Source organism: Streptomyces malachitofuscus (assembly GCF_055571035.1).
This window is the reverse complement of sequence record NZ_JBVIGA010000016.1, coordinates 16,512-36,301: the sequence shown is the minus strand read 5'-3', so window position 1 is coordinate 36,301 and position 19,790 is coordinate 16,512. Positions and strand designations below refer to the sequence as shown.

The 19,790-nt window shown below is 69.9% G+C and carries 15 protein-coding genes; 4 read left to right on the top strand and 11 right to left on the bottom strand.

What is annotated here, in order from left to right:
- Positions 1-522 precede the first annotated feature (522 nt).
- Positions 523-4,059: an indolepyruvate ferredoxin oxidoreductase family protein gene (locus ACZ44S_RS23105; protein ID WP_466931952.1), complete on the bottom strand. Its 3,537-nt coding sequence runs from the start codon at positions 4,057-4,059 to the stop codon at positions 523-525.
- 1,141 nt (positions 4,060-5,200) lie between these two features.
- The gene (locus ACZ44S_RS23100) at positions 5,201-6,304 is read right to left on the bottom strand and encodes a YncE family protein (RefSeq protein WP_466931950.1); all 1,104 of its coding nucleotides are present in this window, start codon (positions 6,302-6,304) and stop codon (positions 5,201-5,203) included.
- 448 nt (positions 6,305-6,752) lie between these two features.
- Between ACZ44S_RS23100 and ACZ44S_RS23095 the strand changes: the two genes are divergently transcribed.
- Entirely contained in the window at positions 6,753-8,330 is a 1,578-nt protein-coding gene (locus ACZ44S_RS23095; RefSeq protein ID WP_466931948.1) for a discoidin domain-containing protein, read from the top strand.
- A 117-nt stretch (positions 8,331-8,447) separates the two neighbouring features.
- Here the strand turns inward: ACZ44S_RS23095 and ACZ44S_RS23090 are convergent, their stop codons facing one another.
- Entirely contained in the window at positions 8,448-9,068 is a 621-nt protein-coding gene (locus tag ACZ44S_RS23090) for a TetR/AcrR family transcriptional regulator (RefSeq protein WP_466931946.1), read from the bottom strand.
- 340 nt (positions 9,069-9,408) lie between these two features.
- Here ACZ44S_RS23090 and ACZ44S_RS23085 point away from each other — a divergent pair, with 340 nt between their 5' ends.
- Together ACZ44S_RS23085 and ACZ44S_RS23080 are read left to right on the top strand one after the other, a co-directional pair.
- The gene (locus ACZ44S_RS23085; RefSeq protein WP_466931944.1) at positions 9,409-10,953 is read left to right on the top strand and encodes a VCBS repeat-containing protein; all 1,545 of its coding nucleotides are present in this window, start codon (positions 9,409-9,411) and stop codon (positions 10,951-10,953) included.
- 20 nt (positions 10,954-10,973) lie between these two features.
- Positions 10,974-11,762 carry a hypothetical protein gene (locus tag ACZ44S_RS23080; RefSeq protein ID WP_466931942.1) on the top strand — a complete coding sequence of 263 codons (789 nt, stop codon included), beginning with the start codon at positions 10,974-10,976 and terminating at the stop codon, positions 11,760-11,762.
- Between the two features lie 421 nt (positions 11,763-12,183).
- On the opposite strand, the gene ACZ44S_RS23075 is transcribed toward ACZ44S_RS23080, so the two are convergent.
- The 3 genes from ACZ44S_RS23075 to ACZ44S_RS23065 are packed head-to-tail and all read right to left on the bottom strand — an operon-like array spanning position 12,184 to position 14,420.
- Positions 12,184-12,720: an SMI1/KNR4 family protein gene (locus ACZ44S_RS23075; RefSeq protein WP_466931940.1), complete on the bottom strand. Its 537-nt coding sequence runs from the start codon at positions 12,718-12,720 to the stop codon at positions 12,184-12,186.
- A 19-nt stretch (positions 12,721-12,739) separates the two neighbouring features.
- Positions 12,740-13,387 carry a cytochrome b gene (locus ACZ44S_RS23070; RefSeq protein WP_466931938.1) on the bottom strand — a complete coding sequence of 216 codons (648 nt, stop codon included), beginning with the start codon at positions 13,385-13,387 and terminating at the stop codon, positions 12,740-12,742.
- Positions 13,380-14,420: a catalase family peroxidase gene (locus ACZ44S_RS23065; RefSeq protein ID WP_466931936.1), complete on the bottom strand. Its 1,041-nt coding sequence runs from the start codon at positions 14,418-14,420 to the stop codon at positions 13,380-13,382. Before ACZ44S_RS23065 ends, ACZ44S_RS23070 begins: the two co-directional genes overlap by 8 nt.
- Before the next feature lie 655 nt (positions 14,421-15,075).
- Here ACZ44S_RS23065 and ACZ44S_RS23060 point away from each other — a divergent pair.
- Complete coding sequence (locus tag ACZ44S_RS23060) at positions 15,076-15,426, top strand: hypothetical protein (protein ID WP_466931934.1); 351 nt, start codon at positions 15,076-15,078, stop codon at positions 15,424-15,426.
- Between the two features lie 122 nt (positions 15,427-15,548).
- On the opposite strand, the gene ACZ44S_RS23055 is transcribed toward ACZ44S_RS23060, so the two are convergent.
- The 5 genes from ACZ44S_RS23055 to ACZ44S_RS23035 form a co-directional block, all read right to left on the bottom strand.
- Positions 15,549-15,989 carry an ATP-binding protein gene (locus ACZ44S_RS23055; protein WP_466931932.1) on the bottom strand — a complete coding sequence of 147 codons (441 nt, stop codon included), beginning with the start codon at positions 15,987-15,989 and terminating at the stop codon, positions 15,549-15,551.
- A gap of 241 nt (positions 15,990-16,230) precedes the next feature.
- Entirely contained in the window at positions 16,231-17,256 is a 1,026-nt protein-coding gene (locus ACZ44S_RS23050; protein ID WP_466931930.1) for an acyl-CoA dehydrogenase family protein, read from the bottom strand.
- Complete coding sequence (locus tag ACZ44S_RS23045) at positions 17,253-18,032, bottom strand: enoyl-CoA hydratase-related protein (RefSeq protein ID WP_466931928.1); 780 nt, start codon at positions 18,030-18,032, stop codon at positions 17,253-17,255. The genes ACZ44S_RS23050 and ACZ44S_RS23045 overlap by 4 nt, the downstream gene beginning before the upstream one ends.
- A complete protein-coding gene (locus tag ACZ44S_RS23040) occupies positions 18,032-18,892 on the bottom strand; it encodes a 3-hydroxyacyl-CoA dehydrogenase family protein (protein ID WP_466931926.1) in 861 nt (286 codons plus the stop codon). The genes ACZ44S_RS23045 and ACZ44S_RS23040 overlap by 1 nt, the downstream gene beginning before the upstream one ends.
- A 17-nt stretch (positions 18,893-18,909) precedes the next feature.
- Positions 18,910-19,788, bottom strand: a complete 879-nt coding sequence (locus tag ACZ44S_RS23035; RefSeq protein ID WP_466931924.1) for a 3-hydroxyacyl-CoA dehydrogenase family protein — start codon at positions 19,786-19,788, stop codon at positions 18,910-18,912.
- Between the last annotated feature and the right edge of the window lie 2 nt (positions 19,789-19,790).

The window sequence follows — 19,790 nt, the reverse complement described above, 5'->3', positions numbered from 1 at the left end:
TGGCCTTGCCGTGGGGTGCCTGACCTTCCCGGTGTGCGGTGGTCAGCGGGCACACCCGGTACCGCGTGTGCCGGTCTCCGGCATGTCCGCGTGTGACGGGCCGCCGCCGCGGAGCTGGCCGCTCGGGCGGGGAATGGTCCGGCGCGGCCTGCGCGGCAGGGCTTCGCGGGCTCCTGGCCCGCGCGGCTTCCGGGCAGTCCTTCGGCGAGGACGCGCTGTGCGGCCTGCTGCGGCACGTCGAAGGCCCACACCGTGGCGCTGAGCATGCTCCGGCCCAGGAGGGCGTCGCGTCGAGCCGCCGCGCGCCTCCCACTCAGCCGACGCCGCCGGTTCGCTTGCGATCAGCAGGGTGCGGCGGCTCGGGCCTCGCCCTTGCGCGGTGGACGGTGTGCGGCAGGCTGTGAACAGGCACCCTGAAGCGGGTGGTCGGCCCGTCGGCCCGTCGGCCCGTCGGCCCGTGCGTCGAGGGCCAGGGTGCGGACGCGGTGGCGGGACGCGTCCGGGGGCCCGGGACCGCGAACGTCACCGTTCTTGCCCGGCCTCCGTCGTGACCTGCTCGGCGCCCTCCCGCAGTGCGGCGAGGATGCTGTCCTTCTCGGCCCGGTAGCGCTCCACGGAGGCCAGCTTGACCCCTTCGTATCCGCGGACGACGTCCGGCAGCTCCGCGAGGCGGCGGAGCACGGGAAGCGTCTCCTCGGTCAGGAGCGCGAGCGAGGCGCCGAGTGACGCCCGGTAGTCCTCGGCGAGCTCACGCTCGACCCGGCGCACGGGATGCAGGCCGAAAAGGTCGAGGCGCGTCCCCCGCACCCTGCGCAGGGCACGCAGCAGGACGAGGACGGGGCGGGACCAGCGCCCGACAGCGATCTTCCGTTCCATGCCCACGGCCCGGAGAACGGGCGGACGCAGCATAAAGGACCGTCGGCTCCCGCTCCCGAACGCCGCATCGATGTCCTCGTCGACGACTGGATCGAGGGCGAGCCGCGCCACCTCGTACTCGTCCTTGTACGCCATGAGCTTGTGGAGGTAACGGGCGGCCGCCTCCGTCAGCTCGGTCGAGCCGTCCACGGCGGCGCGCTCCGCGTCCGCCACCCGCCGGACGAACTCGGCGTACCGGCGGGCGTATCGCAGGTTTTGGTAGCCGATGAGGTCGGCCACGCGCACCGTGAGCAGCCGGTGCAGTTCGGATCCCTCGTCGCCGGTGACCGTGGCCACGAGCTCGGTGGTTCCGCGGGGCAGTGGCGGCTTCGCGGTCTCTTCGGGCGCCGGGCCCGCCACCGCCGCGCGCAGCGCCTCCGGATCGGCGATTGCCTGGCGGCCCCGCCGGAACGCCTGGATATTGCGCTCCACAGCCACCCCGTTGAGGGTGATGGCCTCCTCGACCGCCCGCGCCGGCACGGGCAGCACCCCGGTCTGGTACGCGGCTCCCACCAGCAGCATGTTGGCGTACTGCTCGTCGTCGAAAAGCTGTGTGGCCAGCGCACCGGTATCCAGCGCGAGAAGCTGACGGCTCACCTCGCCGACGGCGTGCCGGACCACGTCCGGAGCCGGGAAACCGACCTCCGTGTCGACCACCATCTGCCCGGTGGGGATCTCGGTGGTGCTCATGACGGCGACCGTGCGCTCCGGGGAGGCGACCCGAAGATACGTCGGATCGGTCGCGACGAGCGGATCGCAGGCGAGGTACAGGTCGCAGCTCCGCTCGGTGAGCTTCGCGCCCTGTTCCACGGCCTGCGCGGTGATCTTGATGTCGGAGACGACGGCGCCGCCCTTCTGGGCGAGACCGGTCTGGTCCAGGCTGCGCGCGTGCTGGCCATCGATGACGGCGGCGGTCGCCAGCACCTGCGAGACGGTGACGATGCCGGTCCCCCCGATACCGGTGATCCGCATGCCGAAGGAGCCGTCCGATGTCCTGCGGACGGCCGGCTCAGGCACGTCACCGGCCGCCAGAGCGGGCGGTCCGGCGTGCCGCGGCCGGCCGGCCGGGGTGATGGTCATGAACGCCGGGCAGTCGCCGTCGAGGCACGAGTAGTCCAGGTTGCACGAGGACTGGTCGATGCGCGTCTTGCGGCCGAACTCGGTGGGAACGGGGTGCACGGAGAGACAGTTCGACGCCCGGCCGCAGTCACCGCAGCCCTCGCAGAGGCGCTCGTTGATCCACACGCGCGTCGTCGGAGTGCCGGCCTTGCCGCGCCGCCGTGCCCGCCGCTTCTCGGCGGCGCACTCCTGGTCGTGGATGAGGACCGTGACGCCCGCGGTGGCCCTCAACTCCGCCAGCGCCTTCTCGATACCGGCCCGGTCGAGCACCCGCACCGCCCTCGGGAGCCGGGCGCGGGGAACGCGCGCCTTGTCGTCGGTGGTGATGATCACCTTGGCGACGCCCTCGTCGAGGAGCGTGGCGGCGAGCCGGTCGACGGGCAGAGCGCCGACGGCGTCCTGGCCGCCGGTCATGGCGACCGTGCCGTTGTAGAGCAGCTTGAACGTGACATTCACCCCGGCGGCGACTGCCGCCCGCACGGCCAGGCTGCCGGAGTGCATGAAGGTGCCGTCCCCGATGTTCTGCACGAAGTGACCGACGTCGACGAACGGCTGCATCCCGATCCACTGGGCGCCCTCCCCGCCCATCTGGGTCATCCCGACGACCGTGCCGACCTGCTCGGTGTCCATGAACACGACCATCGAGTGGCAGCCGATGCCGGCGCCCACCGGGGAGTCACCGCCCGCGGTGGTTGAGGTGTTGTGCGGGCAGCCCGAGCAGTAGTAGGGGCTGCGGGCCAAAAGCGGCAGGGACAGCGTGGTTCGGGGCCGGGGCCGCCGGCGCCAGACGCGGGCGGCCTCGACACCGAGTGCCGCGAGCACTCGGGACAGGCCGGAGGTGACGCCGTCCGTGTCGAGTTCTCCCGAGCGGCTGAACAGCGGCCGTCCGTCCGGACCTTCCTTGCCGTGGACCGTCGGGACCTGGGCACGGCCGTAAAGGATCTCCTTGACCGCGGCCTCGAGGAACGGTCTCTTCTCCTCGACGACCAGCAGATGGTCGAGACCCTCCGCGAACTCGACGACGGCGTCGCGCTCCAGGGGGAAGACCATGCCGAGCTTGAGGATTCTGATGCCTTGGCGGGTCAGGTCCGCGTCCGTGAGCCCGATGACACGGAGCGCCTCACGGACATCGAGATAGGTCTTGCCGGAGGCGAGAATGCCGATCTTGTCGGACGGCCCGCGCTGCACCACCCGGTTGAGGCCGTGCAGTCGGGCGTACTCCAGGGCCCGCGGGAGCCTGCTGTCGTGCAGGCTGCGCTCGAGCGCCATGAGCTCGGGGCCCAGCAGCATCGCACTCGGCCGGTGCGGGCTGGGACCCGCATCCCCCTCGACGACCGCGATGCGGTTCGGGGCGACGACGGCCGTGGACATCGCGTCCGCCACCGCGGTCGTGATCTTCATCCCTGCCCACAGGCCGCTGAACCGGGAGAGGTACTGCGCGTGGATCCCGAAGTCGAGGACGTCCTGCGAGTCGGCCGGGTAGAGCGTCGGGATCGCCAGGTCCGCGAGCGTCGCCTCGCTGACGCACGGCACGCTGGACGACTTCGCCCCCGGATCGTCGCCGACCAGCGCGACCGCACCGCCGAGGCGGGCGGTGCCCACCAGGTTCGCGTGCCGCAGGGCATCGGAGGCACGGTCCAGGCCGGGTGACTTGCCGTACCAGATGCCCATGACGCCGTCGTAGCGGGACATGCCCACCTGACCGGCCAGTTGGCTGCCCATGACCGCGGTCGCGGCGAGTTCCTCGTTGAGCCCCGGCTTGTGGACGACGTCGTACTCCCGCAGCAACGCCTGGCGTCGTGCCAGCTCGATGTCGTAACCGGCCAGGGGCGATCCCTCGTACCCCGACACGAACGTCGCGGTGCGCAGACCGTCGCGACGGTCGCGCGCGGAACGGTCCAGCAGGACGCGGACGAGGGCCTGGATGCCGGAGAGGTGCACTACACCGTCCGGGAGGCGGTAGCGGTCGTCCAGACGCGGGTGCCGGCCGTCCTGCCGGCCGGCTTCGGTGAAGGATGACGTCATCGCCTTCTCCTCTGAACGGTGGCACGGCACGGCGATCGACCGTGTCCCCAGCCATGGTTGGCGCGGCGGAAGCCGGGATGGTGCGCTGATGGGCCAGGAGTATGCGGGCGAAGGGAACCATCTGACAATCTTGTGCGGAAAAGTTGGGCCAATGGCCCAGTGGGGGGTCTCGCACTGCCTCCGCCGGCGGACCGGATGCCCAGCGAACGTGCACTGCCTGGGCGTGTACGCCCCGGACGATCATCGGCGGGCGGCGACCGCGCACAGCCGCGTTCCCGGGCTCACCGCAGGAGGCCCGGGACCATGAACGCACTGAGCGGGCTCCGCCGGAAGGCGCCCGGGTCCGGTGCGCGGGAAGAGGGGGCTGAGCACCGCGGGGCAGGCAACCCGTGCGGGTCGGCCGGTCGCCGGCCGCTTGGGCGGACCGCTGACGCTCCCCACCGGTGCCCCGGCCTTGACGAGGCGCTGAACCCGATCGGGACCGTGGATCTCGTGACGCTGCCCGCAGACCTGACGGACTCTGTGCTGCCACCCGCCGGCCGGCTCCTGCCGTTCACCGGATCCCGCGACCGTGACGCCGGTGCAGCAGCGGGACACCCCCCCCGCCGGGACCTGCGTCGAGGAGCGCCCACGGAAGTGGTGGGAGAGGGGAGGAGGCGATCCCGGCGTGCTCGGCCGGACCGGGCTGCGGATCGGCGGACACGCGGAGGACGGCCGGGGGAGCGTCGGCCTCGTGGCGAGGAGCGCCTGGGAGGACTCATGCGACACGGAGGCGGGCCACCGGTGTCCGGGGACCGCGCTGTGCCGGAGGACCGGTTCTTCTGGCTCGACGGGGCACCCGGATCAGGGATGTCGAGGTGGCCCATCACGGGACGGCACCGGTGCGCGATCCGGCCGCACGGCGCTTCGGCCGGCCGCGCGTGTCCCGTTCCGGACCCCCGAGGACCCGGCCGCCCGGGGCGCGTCCCGGCTGGGGACCGCTCTCGGCCTCTGTACGGCGTGAGCGCGGCGGCCCGGCCGGGACGAGGACGCGCGCCGCGGCCCGCTCCCGGCTCCTGGCGAAGCCGTCGGCCGGCCGCCGGACGGGGTGAGGGCCCGGTTGCCTGGCGTCAGGGGCCGACGGCAACCGGGCCGTGTGCGGTCAGCGCCTGCCGAGCGTGCGGATCACCTTGAGGGCGTCCACGTCCACCTCGGCGACGCTCAGGTCCTCGTTGAGAACCCACGCGGTCTGCGAGTCGGCGCTGAAGCTGATCGCCTGACGGGGAGCCTTCAGGCCCGTCACGGTGCCCTTCACATCCCCGGTGCCGGGGTCGATGGCGGTCAGTGAGTTCGCGCCCTTGTTCCCGGAGAACAGCACGGTTTCGTCGGGGGAGAGTGCGGCACCGTAGGGCTGGTCGCCCACATCGACCGTGTCCCGGGTCTCACCGGATGCGGTGTCGACGATGTAGATCTTGTCGTTGCCGCTGCTGGCGGCGTACAGCCGGTCGCCGGCACGGTTGACGGACAGTCCGCGTACGCCGTCGAATCCCTCGATCTGCTTCAGCTCCTGCGGCTTCTCGGTGGTGACGTCGAGAACGGTGATCCTGCCGCCCTTGCCCCCGTCGAAGTTGGTGACGTACAGCTTGTCACCCTTGGGAGCGAGCTTGATCCCCTGACGAGGTTCGGAGAACCCGGTCAGCACGGTCTTGGGCCGGTTGGCGGCTTGGTCGATGACGGTGACGGTGTTGGAGGCCGCGTTGTTGGCGTACAGCAGCTTGCCGTCCTTGCTCTGCGCGGTGCCGAACACACCGGCGCCGAGCGGAAGACGCTTCACGACGTCGAACGTCCGCATGGAAATCCGGTCCACGACACCACGGGCGCTGTCGGACACGGTGAAGGTCTTGCTGTCCGGGGCGAACAGGATGTTGCGCGGGCTGACATACCCCTTGATTTCGGCGACCTTCCGGCCACTGCGTAGGTGAATCACGGAGAGGTGGTCAGAATCGGAGTTCGTCGCCACGGCGAATCGTTCGTCGGGGCTGACCGCCAGGGAATTGTTGGTCGCGTCGACGACCGGATCACGCATGTCGCCGACGGCGCTGGTGTAGGCGCCAAATGACACCACTGTGCGGTGGATCGGCGCGGTCTTCGACGTGCTCTTCTCCGGAGCGTCCGCATTCGCCGACGCCATCGTGACCGGCAGGGCCAGCGCGGCGAATGCGGTGGTGCTGAGAATCACCCGGCGGGTCATCCTGGTGTGTGTCACCCGGACCGTCTCCCTTGTTTTGTGGCGTCCGCCTGAGCCGACACCACGATGAGCATGTGCGAGTCACCGGCTCACGCTGTATCCGCGCCCGATGGCGGGGTCGACAATGCGTGTGCGAAATGGGCGGCGTAGGCACGAGGTCCACTGTTCCCCTGCGCCGGCTCGCTCTTCCGTCGGCTCGGTGACTGATCTTCAGTGAGGGATACGCCCGTGATTCGAGGTGTGTTGAAGAGATATCGATCCATCTTTTCAAGCCGGGTGACCGGTTTGCCGTTCTCGGTCCTCAATCTCGTTCCGTGAGGTGGGAGGCGTTGACCGTTCGTGGCCGCGTCGCTACATTGCACTGGCTTGACAACGTTGTCTGGGCTGGGAGGCGCTGATGAGCCATCAGGGGAACGATGCTGCACAACGAGGCGGCATGCGGCCGGTGCCCACGGGGAGCGACGGGATGACCCGCCGCGGCCTCATCCGGCGGACAGGGATGGCGGGCGCCTCCGCCGCCGGCCTCTCTCTGCTGCCGGGCACGGCACACGGCGTGACGGCCGCATCCGACGAAGACCGGGCAGTTGGCGCCGAGGGCAGACGCCGGCGCCCGACGACCGTGCCGGACGAGGTCATGCAGGAGGTGTACGAGGAGGTCAAGACGCCCTACCGGTACGGCCCCGTGCTCACCACACCGCCGGATGCGGAGCTGGTCGATTCCCCCAGCGTCTTCCGCCATCGCGGCCGCTGGTACATGGTGCACCTGGTGTTTCGCGAGGACGGCTACGAGACCCGGCTCGCGTCGAGCCCCGACCTGCTCGACTGGACGCCCGAGGGAACCGTTCTCCCCTTCCGGCCGGGCGCCTGGGACCAGAAGCAGGCTGCCGGATACATCGCGCTGCAGGACACCGAGTGGGGTGGCTCCGCCCAGCTGCAGATGTTCGACGACCGGTTCTGGATGAGCTACCTCGGCGGTCCCGACCCCGGTTACGAGGGCGGACCGCTGTCCGTCGGCGTCGCCTCCACCCGGACCCCGCACCTGCCGCAGCCATGGGATCGCCGGGACACGGCGGTTCTGGGCCCCGACGATTCCGACACCCGCTACTGGGAACGCTCCAAACTGTTCAAGAGCAACATCATCCGCGATCCGCAGGCCCGCCTCGGTTCCGGCTTCGTCATGTACTACAACGCCACTGGCGCCGGAGGGTACGGCAACGAGACGATCGGTATGGCGGTCTCCGACGACATGGTCCACTGGCGCCGTTACGGCGAGGCTCCGGTTCTCACTCCGTACGAGTGGCACGGCGTCGCACTCTGTGGCGACCCACAGGTCGTCCGCATGGGGGACCTGTGGGTGATGTTCTTCTGGAACACCATCGACCGTACCTCCAACGGCCGCTTCGACTCGTTCGCCTGCTCCTACGACCTGGTGAACTGGACGCCCTGGCGGGGGCCGAAACTGACCAGCTCCACCCGGCCCTGGGAGGCGAACCAGGCGACGAAGCCGTGGGTCGTCAAGCACGACGGCGTCGTCTTCCACTTCTACAACGCCCAGTCGACGACCGGCGCGCAGAGCATCGGGCTGGCCACGTCGAAGGACCTGCGGGGCGAATCGGACGGGCCGATCGCCGTGTCGGCGTCCCACACGTGGATGTACGACTCGCCCATGGCCGTGGTGGACGGGGTCGTCGCCGACACTCCGCGCTGGACCGCCTACAACTCGCCCAACACCGTCGACTGGCTGCAGCTGGACTTCGACGCACCGCGCCGCTGCACCGGGCTGACCGTCCACCTCTACGACGACGGCGGAGGAGTGCAGCCGCCCCGGCAGATGTTCGTCGAACATCTGAGCGGACGCCGCTTCGAACAGGTCACCGGTGCCCGTTGGGACCCCGCCGGCCCTCGCGCCGGTGCCAACACGGTCACCTTCTCACCGGTACGCACCTCGTCCCTGCGCCTGCACTTCGTCCACCGTGAAGGCGGCTACCAGCGCCCGGGCAAGGGCACGTATTCGGGTGCCACCGAGGTGCGGCCCACCTGGTGAATGCGCTGACCGCCCAGGTTACGGCCGCATGCACCGCGTTCTTGCACAGCAGCTCGTTCGCCGGCCGTCCTCCCTGCCGGGTTCTCGGCGGCCGGTGTGGGCAGAGCGTGCCTCCGGTCACCCCCGGGGAGGTGTGGACTCCAGTGCCAGACCGGCGAGGACGGCTCGAAGGAGGCGCTCCGTCTGCAGGTCCGCGACCTCGGTATCGGCGGGGGACACCAGCTTGTCGGCGAGGAGGGTTCCGAGGCCGTGCACGGCTGCCCACACGGTGCATCCCGCGCCGTCGCGGGCTGCGGTGCTCAGGACTCCGGCGTCGGCGAGCCGGTCGAGCTCGGCTTCGATCACGTCCTGCGGGTGCGGTGAGCATGCCACCTCGTAGCCCCGGGCATGGAAACCGAAGGCCAGCCGTGCGACGGCGGGGTCGTTCGTGATCCAGCGGATATAAGCGCGGCCCGCCGCGAGGATGCCTCGCAGGTCGTCGTCGACGTCCGGCCCGGCAGTCTCCGCTGCCGCAGCGGACATGCGGGTACCGAGCTGGGCGAGTACGCGTTCGGACAGGGCGTGCATGAGCGCGTCACGTGAGGCGAAGTGATGGTAGGCGGCGCTCGGACTGACCCCGACCTGGGCCGACGCTTCACGCAGTGACCAGCCCGTGTCTCCGCGCTCGCGGACCAGCTCCTCGGCGGCGTCGAGCAGGGCCCGGCGCAGCTCTCCGTGGTGGTAGCGCTTCCTGACCATGATCCATCTCAACATCGCCCAGATGCGTGCCGTCGTGCAGGCACCGCAATCGGAACCTGATGAGACGGAAGGGTGGCCAAGTCCGCCACCGCCTCTTCGTAGCTTACGTCGGGCACCCCGCGGGAGGCACCGGGCGCCCCTGACGTGAACACTGGGCAGGCACCGCTGGTCCGCGGGGCGCGACTGGCGGGTGGAGCCCGTCCCGGAACGTCGGCATCGAGGCCGCTCGGTGCGCGGTGGCCCCGCCCTGCCACCTGCCGCCGTCGATCCCCCAGCCGGAACCATGCCGGCCACCCGGCGCGTTACTCCATTCGGCGAGGCCCGGTGACGAGGAGTGTCTGTGCGGAGAGCGGTCGGAAAACGGCTGGGGATGATCGGCGGTGGTGCCGCGGTCGCGGCGGTATCGGTCGTGGCGGGCACCCTTCTCGCCGGTGGCGAGAGCGGCAGCATCGCCGCACCGCATGCGTGCCGGACCGCCGCACACGGCGCCGCGCCGCAGACCGGGCCCGCAGCGGACCGCCCGGTTCGGACCGGTGCGGCACCCGCCGCCGACTTCGACGGCGACGGCCACCCCGACATCGCATTCGCCGGGCCTGCCGGAGACGTCGGGGACAGCGCCCTCGCCGGGATGGTCGCGGTCGCGTACGGCACCGGCACGGGGACGGACCTCGGCCGGTGCCAGCGGCTCACGCAGGGCGATCCCCTGATTCCGGGGAAGCCCCGCGACGAGGCGTTCTTCGGATTCGACACAGTGGCCCGTGACTTCAACGAGGACGGCTACACCGACCTCGCCGCCTCCGTCTTCGAGGGATGCGACCCCCATGTGATCATCATGTGGGGTTCCGACCGCGGGCTGACGCGTGCCGCCCGGGTGCCGGGGACAGACGGCAGCCATGTGCCCTGGGCCTCTGAACCGTGCCTGGAGGAGCAGCTCGCCGCCGGCGACTTCGACGGTGACGGGCACGCCGATCTCGTCTTCGGTATCGGCTCGGAACGTGGCCTGCTGAAGGGCCCGTTCCTGCGTGACGGCTCGCCCGCCGGCACGGGGCGCGTGCCGGTGCCCCGGGCGCCCGACGAGAGGGCGGACGACATGGCCTACCAGGAACTGGTGGCCGGGGACCTCAATGGCGACGGCATCGACGACCTGGTGACCTTCCACAACGACGACACCGGTCCCGAGACCGTCGCCTGGTCCGAGCTGCACTGGCCGGTGAGTTATCTGCAGGGCGGCCGGGACGGCTTCACACAGCCCGACACCGTGCGCCTGCCCGACGCCGCGGCGGGCGCAGTCGGCGACGTGGACGGGGACGGCTTCGGTGACCTGGTCCTCAGCCCTCGCGGTGGCGGGGTGAGCCGCAGCTCGGTGACGGTGGTCCACGGCACGGAGTCCGGACCGGGAACCAGAACCACGACACTCGACCGCGACACACCAGGCGTACCCGGTGAGGAGCCGGGCGACGAGGACGGTGTCTTCGTGGCCCTGGACACCGGTGACGTCAACGGCGACGGCTACGCGGACGTCGTCGCGGGAGCCCCTCGGGCAGAGGTGTACGCCAAACCGGGCACCGAGGAGGTGCTGTTCTTCCCGGGCGGCAAGAACGGCCTGACCGGTCGGGGCGCCCGGGCGTTCGACGAGCGCGATGTGCACGGCTTGGCGAACAGCGAGCACAACTTCGGGCGGGCCGTGCGCCTCACCGACATGGACGGCGACCACAGGGCCGACCTCGTGGTCACGGCTCCGGGCGACCGGGAAGCTCCCGGATCCGCGTGGATGCTGCCGGGATCCGCCGCCGGCCCTCTGCCCCAGGGCGTCACCCAGTTGCACGAGGGCACCTTTGTCGGGCCCGGGGAGTGGGCCGATCTGGGATCGGGCATTGCCCGCTAGAAGAATCATAGGTGTCGCCCATGCCGGATGTCCCTCAACTCCGTCCGAAGGAACAGGACGGTTTGTTGTCCTACCTGCTTCCGAGGCAGTGGGGGCGCCCCCGCCTGCGGGCCGTCCTCGGCGCGGGGGCGGCGCTTGTGGTGCCCGCTGTATGGCTTTGCCTCGCATCCGGACCCGACCCCGGTGACCACCGGCCGACGGTGGTGTGCTCCGACGAGAGCGGCACCAAGCTGACCGCCGACCTCGACGCGGACGGGCGCCTGGACGAGATACGCGACCCCCATCGCTCGGGAGACGCCACGGTCGTCTTCAGCCGGGCGACCACCGCTGTCGAGGTCCGGGTGGGCGAGGCTCGCACGGTGTGGCAGAAGGCCCGCAGCGCGCTGGTCCCGGACACCGCGACCCGAGGCGCGTTCGGCGATTTCGACGGCGACGGATATCTCGACCTGGCCCTGTTCCACAGCCGGCGCGACGCCGGAGACAGCACCGCCTCCCACCTGCCCGTGCATGAACTTCGCTACGGGCCGCTCGCCAGGGACTTGAGCGGCAGCCGCACCCGCCACATCGACCTCGCAAGGGCATCGTTCGTCAGCGATGCGCGCGCGACCGACGAGGACCACGATGGACGGGCCGAACTGCAGGTGTTCCAGTCCGTCGGTGACGGGGGCCTCGACCGGTACACCGGACGCCACGCCGAGGACGGTCTGACCATGGGCGACGAGCCGGTCGACTACACCGGCACAGCGGGTCCCGACGACCTCCCGTCCGGATGGCGCGACTTCGGCATCTGCGTGTATCCCACTGCGTAGGCAAGAGAAATCGAGGAGACGCCCGGCCGGCGACGGGTGGCCCGCCTCCGGCTTCCGGGTGGGCCGGCCGCCTCCCCGTCGCGCCGCCTGCTCTCCACCGGGCGCTCGGGACGTCGTCCTCTTGCACGCCGTCCCCACCGCTGTGCCCGCCCACGAGGCGCGCGCCGGAACCCGGCGACGACGAGTACGACGCTCCTGACGGCCGCCGCGCTCGTCGTCGCCGTGACGGACACACCCGCGGCGGACTCACCTCATGTGCCTTCCGGCTTCTGCGGCGACGGGTGGTGCCCTCGAGCGACCCGGTGTGCCACTTCGTCACGTGGGCACGTCGCAGTGCGGGAACCGGCTCGCGGACCGGAAAGCCATGGACAACGCCCGGCCGCCGTCCGGGCACTGATGACGGCACGCGTACCGCCACCTCTCAGACGCAGTGCGTGCGATGCCATTCGATCTCCGCGTGGCCCGCCAGCACGACCTCGCCGAAACCGGCGTACCGCTCATCGAGTTCTCCGTACTTCACGGCGAAGAGATACGCACCGTACTCACCGTCCGCCGACGTTGTGCGGGTGTCCAGCAGGATCACGTCCTCGCCCCGTGTCAGACACAGCGCGTGCAGCAGCACATCACGCTCCTCGGTGCCGCCGACGGTGTTGACGCACCCCGGGTGAGTACGCCGGAACCAGTCGATCTCTTCACAGGAGCGCAACGCCTCCGTGTACTGAGAGACAGGCCCGAAGCCGTTGCTGGCCGTCAAGAAGCCGCGCAGGCTCGGAGGCAGCGGAACCCCGAGCCGTTCCTCGGCCGCGTCCAGTTGTCTTGCGGTCGCCGGCTCGCGCCGGAGCCGGAATCCCCGTGGCCGATCCGACGCCGGACTCCGATGGGCGGCGGACACTGTGCCGAAGTACCAGTCGGCGAACTCGGCGAGATGGATACGCCACTCCTCGGCGGACACAGGCACATGCCGCCGGAGTGTCTCGTCATACCGCATTGCTCCCCTCTCGCCCTTTCCCGCGGTGACTGAAGCGCGACGGGGCCGCTGTACGAATTCGCGGACGCCTCCATAGGGCCATCCTCGTGAGAAGCCCGTCCCGCAACACCAGCGCATGCGCCAGCACGGCCAGCATGTGCATCGTGAAGAGAAAGAAGAGGGCGTAGCCGAACACCGCATGCGTCTCGCGCAATGCGGAGTACAGTCCCGGATCCGGCGGCACGATGGCGGGCATATGCACACCGCCCAGCACGAACGGGGTGTCGGACGCCGACACCATCGCCCAGCCGACGAGTGGCTGGGCCACCATCAGACCGTAAAGCAGAGACTCGGACGCGGTGGCCGCCCGCCGTTCGGTGCGGTTCATCGAACGGGGAAGTGGCGGTGCCCGGTGGGTGAGCCGGTACATCAGCCGGATCACTGCCAGGGCCAGGACCCCCATGCCCAAGGGTTTGTGCACGGACACCAGGAAACGGTAATCGCCCAGGGAGGCCATCATCCCGGCGCCGATGAAGAGCATGACCACGACGAGGCCGGCCATGATCCAGTGCAGCCAGCGGGAGAAAAGCGGGAACTGCGCCGGTTCACCGGCAGGTGAGGCAAGGACCTCGCGATCGTCCGTTGCGGCCTCAGACATCGCTCTCCTCGGCCGCCTTCACCGGACTGGTGCGTATGCCCTCACCGGCTCGCCGTGTGAAGGACTGCGCGTACACCGCCGAGCGGGCGCTGAGCAGGGGGTCACTGGACGGTGCGATCCCTCGGGGCACCACGGTGGGATCGAAGTTGATGTCCCGCCCCTCGCCCGCGGCCTCGGTGCGTGCCGAGGTGAGCGTGAGGACCCCGGCGTCGATCGTGCGACGGGTGTCCGGCCAGGCCGCGGTGGCGTCGTCGACGGGATCCTCGGGACGGCCGATGGTGAGGACCATCCGCCATCGCAGTGGACCGGCGTCCAGGGCGGTGATCAGCTTCTCGAACAGTTCGTTCCTGCCGAGCGGCCCCTTGGCGGCCGGGCGCACTGGCTGGAGGGGAATCAGTGACCAGCGGACTGGCACCGTGTCGCCCGAACCGTTGGTGAAGTGGAAGGTGTTGAGACCGTTGAACGAGCTGTCCGCGAAGCCCGATGTGGGCGGGTGCTGCTTCGCCAGCTCCATGGCCCGCACCGTCTCGGGATGCTTGGCGAGGAAGGCCGCGGTCTTTTCCGGATCGGGCTTCCCCGTCCCGGGCATCGCCTTGAACGCGAGCATCCGTTCGTAGAAGCCCTGAGGTGTACGGTCCTGGAAGACGGGGCGGTTGATCATCGCGGTGCGCCACTGTTCACCGTCCGGCAGGTCGAATCGCAACCCGAGACCCCGTACGGTCTGCGTGGCGTCGGCCACATCCGGAACGCCCCCGGACAGCGAGAATCTCCCGGTCACCGGAGTTCTTCTGCCGTCTTCGAAGACCACGGCCTCGGACACGGCATTCCCGGCCCCGTTGGCCAGGAACGACCCGGCGACACCCACACCCTTCGCGTGGTTCCTCCGGAAACCGGCGTGCTTGCCGAAGACGGTTTCGAAACCGTCCGTCAGCCGGCCGGGTGTCAGCCTGTCCGGGGTGAGCCGGCCGCTCGCGAAGAGGAACGCACCGAGATCGACCGCCCCGACACCGGCCACCGCTCCGATGCCCAGCAAGGCGGCTCTGCGGCTCGGCGCGCGGGATGCGGGTGGGGGCGCGGGGGACTGTAAGTCCTCTTGTTCCAAGGGGGACTCCTGAGTGTCATGCCTGCCGGCACCGGTGTGCCGGACAACGGTGTCACTGGGGGGTACGCAGGCACAGGCCACACCGTTGATGGGAAACCGGGGTTCTGGTCTGGTTTTCACGTGCACCGGAGGTGGGTGTGATCACCGCTGTGATCACAACACGTTTTGTCCGGCCACCGAAGTGACGGGGACAGCGTCTTCGTCTTCGCGCCGGAGGGCTTTGTGTGGCCCCTCGCGGTTTCACACCGCGTGAAACCGAGGACCCGTGCTGAATGCTCTCTTCGACCGGGCGGGCCGCCCCGTCGCCGCATGCCTGGCCGCTGTCGGAATCGCCGCTGCCGTTCTGATCGGCAGGGATGGCCTGGACACGGTGGTGGGCTGCGGGACCGCCTACGACGACTACCCCTACGAAACGGCGAAGGACTGGGTCACGCAGGCCGATCAGTCGTCGTGGCCACACCGACCGCCGAGCAGGAGATCAATCGGCGGGACTTCGCCAAGGGGCCGATCCAGTATGCGACCGACCGCTCGGTGACATTCCGGGCGGACGACGTCCTGTGGTCCGCGAAGAGCCCCCGGCATTCACTTGGCGACACTTCGACATGGTGGCCGCCGGCTGGCGCGTGTACCGGGAAAGCGGTGCCCGTACGAAGGCCACGAGCGCGTACGCCCCCGGCTGGAAACGGGCCACACCTACCTCCTGGCGCTGCGCTGGGCGGACGACGGCTGGACCGTTCTCGGCGAGGGCGCCGCTGTCCCGTTCGACGACCGGACTGTCGCCCGGGGTGAGTGGTGCGGGCGGGTGCTGAGTGAGGAGGACGTCGCGAGAGGGGAGCGCTTCTCCCGCATCGAGGACAAGAGCCAGCTCCTTGTAGGCCAGGACGACGAGGCGGTGAAACGCGAACTGGACGGCGTGAGAGCGCAGAGGGACCAGTAGACGCCCCGGTGCCGGAGCCCGGCAGACGTCGTTCGTGGTCGCTGGACCGCACCTATGCCCCGACGGCGGGGCCGGCCGTGGTGCGGAGGGTGGACGATGGACCTCAATGCAGAGACATCAGGTTAGGCGGCCACACCACCGGTGAAGGAACGCGACCGAGCCCTGCCGAGGCAGGACGAGGTGCCGGCCGGGGTTGCCCGTAGCTGTTCGTCGGGGACGGCGAGCGCCGCCCAGACGGTCTTGTGAGCGGGGGTGCTTTCGCAGCCCAACCCGCGGGCCAGTGCCAGCACGATGGTCAGGCCTCGCCCGTGCTCACAGCTCACCGGGGCGCGGCGAGTCACCGGTTGCGCAGGGCTGTCGTCCCGCACGGCGATGGTCAGCTGATTTCTGTCGAGCGTGAGTTCGATCTGCAGAGGGCCGCCGGGGGTGTGCGTTTCGGCGTTCGTGGTCAGTTCTGAGGCCACGAGAGCGGCGTCGTCGCACACCTCGCCGGTGACGCCCCAGTTGTGGAGGGTGTCGAGGGTGCGGCGGCGGGCAACCGCCGAGGGCCTCGCCACTCCCACGAGAGGCAGAAGAAGAACGCGGGGCGTCGGGACCTGTGAAGCGTCCGGAAGGAGAGGGCGGGGGAGGGCTGTCTGTGTACTCATGGCGGTGATGTCCTGGAGGCAGCGGGGGTGATGTCAACGTGTCTGTCGTATGCGGGTCGTCATGAGTCCAGGGTGTATTTGGCATATTTGCATCACGAGTAGCCCTATTGCCTGCTTTCGTGAAATTCCTGCCATTCAGTACCGGCACGCCGGGGACTCATGGCATGCCGGCGAGGCGGCTGGCCTCGCGCCTGGCTGTGCCCGTCGCGTCGACGGCCGCCCGGAGGGACACGGCATCGCGTGCGCTTCGCTCCGCCGCGTACTCGGCGAGGTAGCCGTACCCGCCATGGATCTGCAGCGCCGCGGCGGCGACGTCCACGGCTGTGTCGCAGGCCTGGACCAGTGCAGCCGATGCGGCGGCCGTGCCTCGGCCTCCCGCGGCCAGCACCGCCAGGAGCACCGTCGTCGCACCGGCGGTCTGAGCGAACAAGGAGGCGCGTACGGTCGGTAGCGCGGTGAGCGGCCCTCCGAACTGGTGCCGTTCGGCCGCATAGGCGGTGGCCGCGTCGACCGCCCCGCCGGCGATGCCGGCGGCGACCGCGGCGGCCCCCAGCCGAAGGCGGTTGCGCACAGTGGTGCCGTCGAGGGCCAGCTTGTGGACCGATACCCCGATGACACCGTTCAGTTTGAGCGGCGTGGTGCACGCCCCGCCCAGTCCGGAACGGCGCAGGACCGGCCCGGCAGCCAGCGCATCCGTCTCGAACAGCAGTCCGCTACGGTCCGAGGTCAGGACGATCAGCGCGTCGGGAGGGCCGGTGACGTCCACACGGCTCACCGACCCGGTCACCGCATCACCCTCACGCGTGAGCGTCACATGCGTCGCGTCGGCCTCCACGACTGCCATGAGCGCCTCCGCGGTGTGCAGCCGGGGGACCAGGTCCCCTCCGGCGGGGCCGAGAGCATCTGCGGCCGCATGGGCGTGCACGCATGCCAGGGCGAGGGCGGGCCAGCGCCGTCCGAGCCGTTCGAATGCCACCGTGGTCATCGTCCGGTCCGCCCCGCCGCCGCCGTGCTCCTCGGCGACGCCGAGAGTCCACACACCCAGCCCGGCGAGTTCCCGGCGCAGGGCGCCCACCTGAGCCGGGTCGTCGGTCAGGTCGATGTCCCGGTCGGTGACGAAGGCGTCGAGCATGTCGAGCAGCCCGCGCTGATCCGGGTCGAGTCCGGGACCGAGCCAGCTCATGACCAGAACCTGTCGGCCCGGGGAGCGCGCTTCTCCGCGAACGCCTCGGAGACCTCGTGCGCCTCGTTCGTCCTGAGGTACATCGTCAGCAACTGGTCGTGCGCCATCCGGGCCTGACCCGACACGCCGTTGTGCCGCCCCGAGAAGGCCGCCTTGAGTGCCCCGATCGCGAGCGGGCTGCGCGAGGCGATGGTTCCGGCGACCTCGTGAGCGCGGTCGAGTAGGGCCGCGGCCGGGACGACCTCGTTGACCAGACCCATCTCCAGCGCCTGCGCGGCCGAGTACTTCTTGTTCAGATACCACATTTCCTTGGCGCGCTTGCGGCCGATCGTGTCCTCGAGATACCAGCTGCCATACCCCGCGTCGAAGCTGCCGACCAGGGGTCCCACCTGGCGGAACACCGCGGTCTCGGAAGCGATCGTGAGATCGCACACGGTGTGCAGCACGTTGCCGCCCCCGACGGCGAAGCCGTTGACCGCCGCCACGACAGGCTTCGGAATGGTGTCGATCGCCTGGTACACGTCGAGGACGGGGAGCACCTGCGACTGGTCGAGCGAGGTGGTCTCCTCGTGCTCGCCGCCGATGCAGAAGAACTTCTCGCCGGTGCCGGTGAGGACGGCCGCGCGCAGAGACGGGTCCAGTCGGAAGCGCTGCAGCGCGTCGGAGAGCTCCAGGCACGTCCGGTGACGGAACTTGTTGCCCGTCTCGGGCCGGTTGATCGTCATGGTGAGGACCGCTTCATCGCGGTCGATCAGAAGGTCGTCGTAATCGGGCATCAGTGCCCCTCCGTCCTGAATCCCCGGCCGCTCTTGTTGCCCAGTCGGCCGGCGGCCACCATCTGCCGCAGCAGTGGGGGAGGGGCGAAGGCCGGGTCGAGAGTGGCCTCGTAGGCGCTGGTGGTGGCGTGCTCGTGCACGTCGAGGCCGATCATGTCCATGAGTTCCAGCGGACCTTGCTTGTGGCCGAGACCGAGCCGTACGGCCGTGTCGATGTCCTCGGCACTGGCGAGCTCGTCGTCGTAGGCCTGCACGACATCATTGAGATACGGGATGAGTAGCCGGTTGACCAGGAAACCGGGCCGGTCCTTCACCACCACCGGATCCTTGCCCAGCGCGCCGACGAAACCTACCAGCCGCTCGATGACGCTTTCCTCGCTCCGCAGTGCCCGTACGATCTCGATCACCTTCATGAGCGGGGCGGGGTTGAAGAAGTGCAGCCCGGCGAAGCGTTCCGGACGCGGCACCGCGGTCGCCAGGTCGGTGACCGACAGCGCCGAGGTGTTGGTGACGATCAACGCCTCCGGCCCGACCGCCTCGGCGACCAGGGCCAGCAGCTCCCGCTTGATCTCACGCCTCTCGGTCACCGCCTCGATCACGATCTCGGCCCCGGCGAGAGCGGACGCATCGGTGACGCCGTGGACGCGGCCGAGAATCTCGTCGCGGCCGGCTTCGGTCAGCTTGCCCCGGGCCACACCGCCGCCGAGGAACTTTCTCAAGAAGGCGGCTCCCGCGTCGATCCGGTCCTGGTCGGTCTCCAGGACTGTGACGTCGCGGCCCGACTGCGCGACGAGCTGGGCGATCCCGGCGCCCATCGTGCCGAAACCGAGCAGCCCGACGTGCCGCATGTCCTTTGTCATTTCTCTTCCCCTCCCGGTCAGGACCCGAAAAGCCGGGTGTCGTCGTAGGTGTAGAAGCCACGCCCGGTCTTGCGGCCGAGGTCCCCCGCGGCGACCATCCGCTCGACCATGGGCGGGGGGAAGAACCGCGGATCGCGCAGCTGCTCGTACAGACGGGTCGCGACTTGCTGGTGGATGTCCATGCCCACGATGTCCAGGAGCTGGAACGGCCCCATCGGGTGACCCAGGGCGCCTGTCACGGCGGCGTCGATGGATTCCTTGGTCCCCAGGCCCGTCTCCAGCGCGGTGATGCAGCTGTTCTCCCACGGGATGAGGAAACGGTTGACGATGAATCCGGGTCTGTCCTTCGTCACCACGGTGGTCTTGCCGAGGGAGGCGAGGAACTCGAGCGTCGCCCTGTGCGCCCAGTCCGCGGTGTGTCGGCCGTCGGCCACCTCGACCAGTTTCATCAGTGGTGCCGGGTTGCAGTAATGCGTCCCGACGACGCGTTCGGGCAGCCGGGACCCGGAAGCGATACCGGTCACCGACAGGGTGGAGGTGTTCGTGTGGAACAGTGTCCGCTCCGAGACGATCCCGTCCAGCCGGCCGAAGGTCTCCTTCTTCAGCGCGACATCCTCGAAGACGGCCTCGACCACGACATCGGACGGGGCGAGGTCCGCGAGTTCGGTCGTTCCGCTCAGTCGCGCCTTCGCCGCTTCGGCGTCAGCCTCGCTCAGCTTGCCCAGCTGTACGCTGCGCTCGAAGAAGCCGTGCACGGTGGCGATGCCGCGGGCCAGATTGGTCTCGTTCACATCGAACAGCAGGGTCCGGTGGCCGCTGCGGGCGATCACGGTGGCGATGCCCGAGCCCATTGTCCCCGCGCCGAGCACCGCCGCGGTCTTGTGTTCAGTGGTCATCT

Bases quoted from the DNA above. Each gene is read 5' to 3' on its own strand.
- ACZ44S_RS23105 (WP_466931952.1), bottom strand. From the start codon at position 4,059: ATGACGTCATCCTTCACCGAAGCCGGCCGGCAGGACGGCCGGCACCCG.
- ACZ44S_RS23095 (WP_466931948.1), top strand. From the start codon at position 6,753: ATGACCCGCCGCGGCCTCATCCGGCGGACAGGGATGGCGGGCGCCTCC.
- ACZ44S_RS23090 (WP_466931946.1), bottom strand. From the start codon at position 9,068: ATGGTCAGGAAGCGCTACCACCACGGAGAGCTGCGCCGGGCCCTGCTC.
- ACZ44S_RS23080 (WP_466931942.1), top strand. From the start codon at position 10,974: ATGCCGGATGTCCCTCAACTCCGTCCGAAGGAACAGGACGGTTTGTTG.
- ACZ44S_RS23070 (WP_466931938.1), bottom strand. From the start codon at position 13,387: ATGTCTGAGGCCGCAACGGACGATCGCGAGGTCCTTGCCTCACCTGCC.
- ACZ44S_RS23050 (WP_466931930.1), bottom strand. From the start codon at position 17,256: ATGAGCTGGCTCGGTCCCGGACTCGACCCGGATCAGCGCGGGCTGCTC.
- ACZ44S_RS23045 (WP_466931928.1), bottom strand. From the start codon at position 18,032: ATGCCCGATTACGACGACCTTCTGATCGACCGCGATGAAGCGGTCCTC.
- ACZ44S_RS23040 (WP_466931926.1), bottom strand. From the start codon at position 18,892: ATGACAAAGGACATGCGGCACGTCGGGCTGCTCGGTTTCGGCACGATG.
- ACZ44S_RS23035 (WP_466931924.1), bottom strand. From the start codon at position 19,788: ATGACCACTGAACACAAGACCGCGGCGGTGCTCGGCGCGGGGACAATG.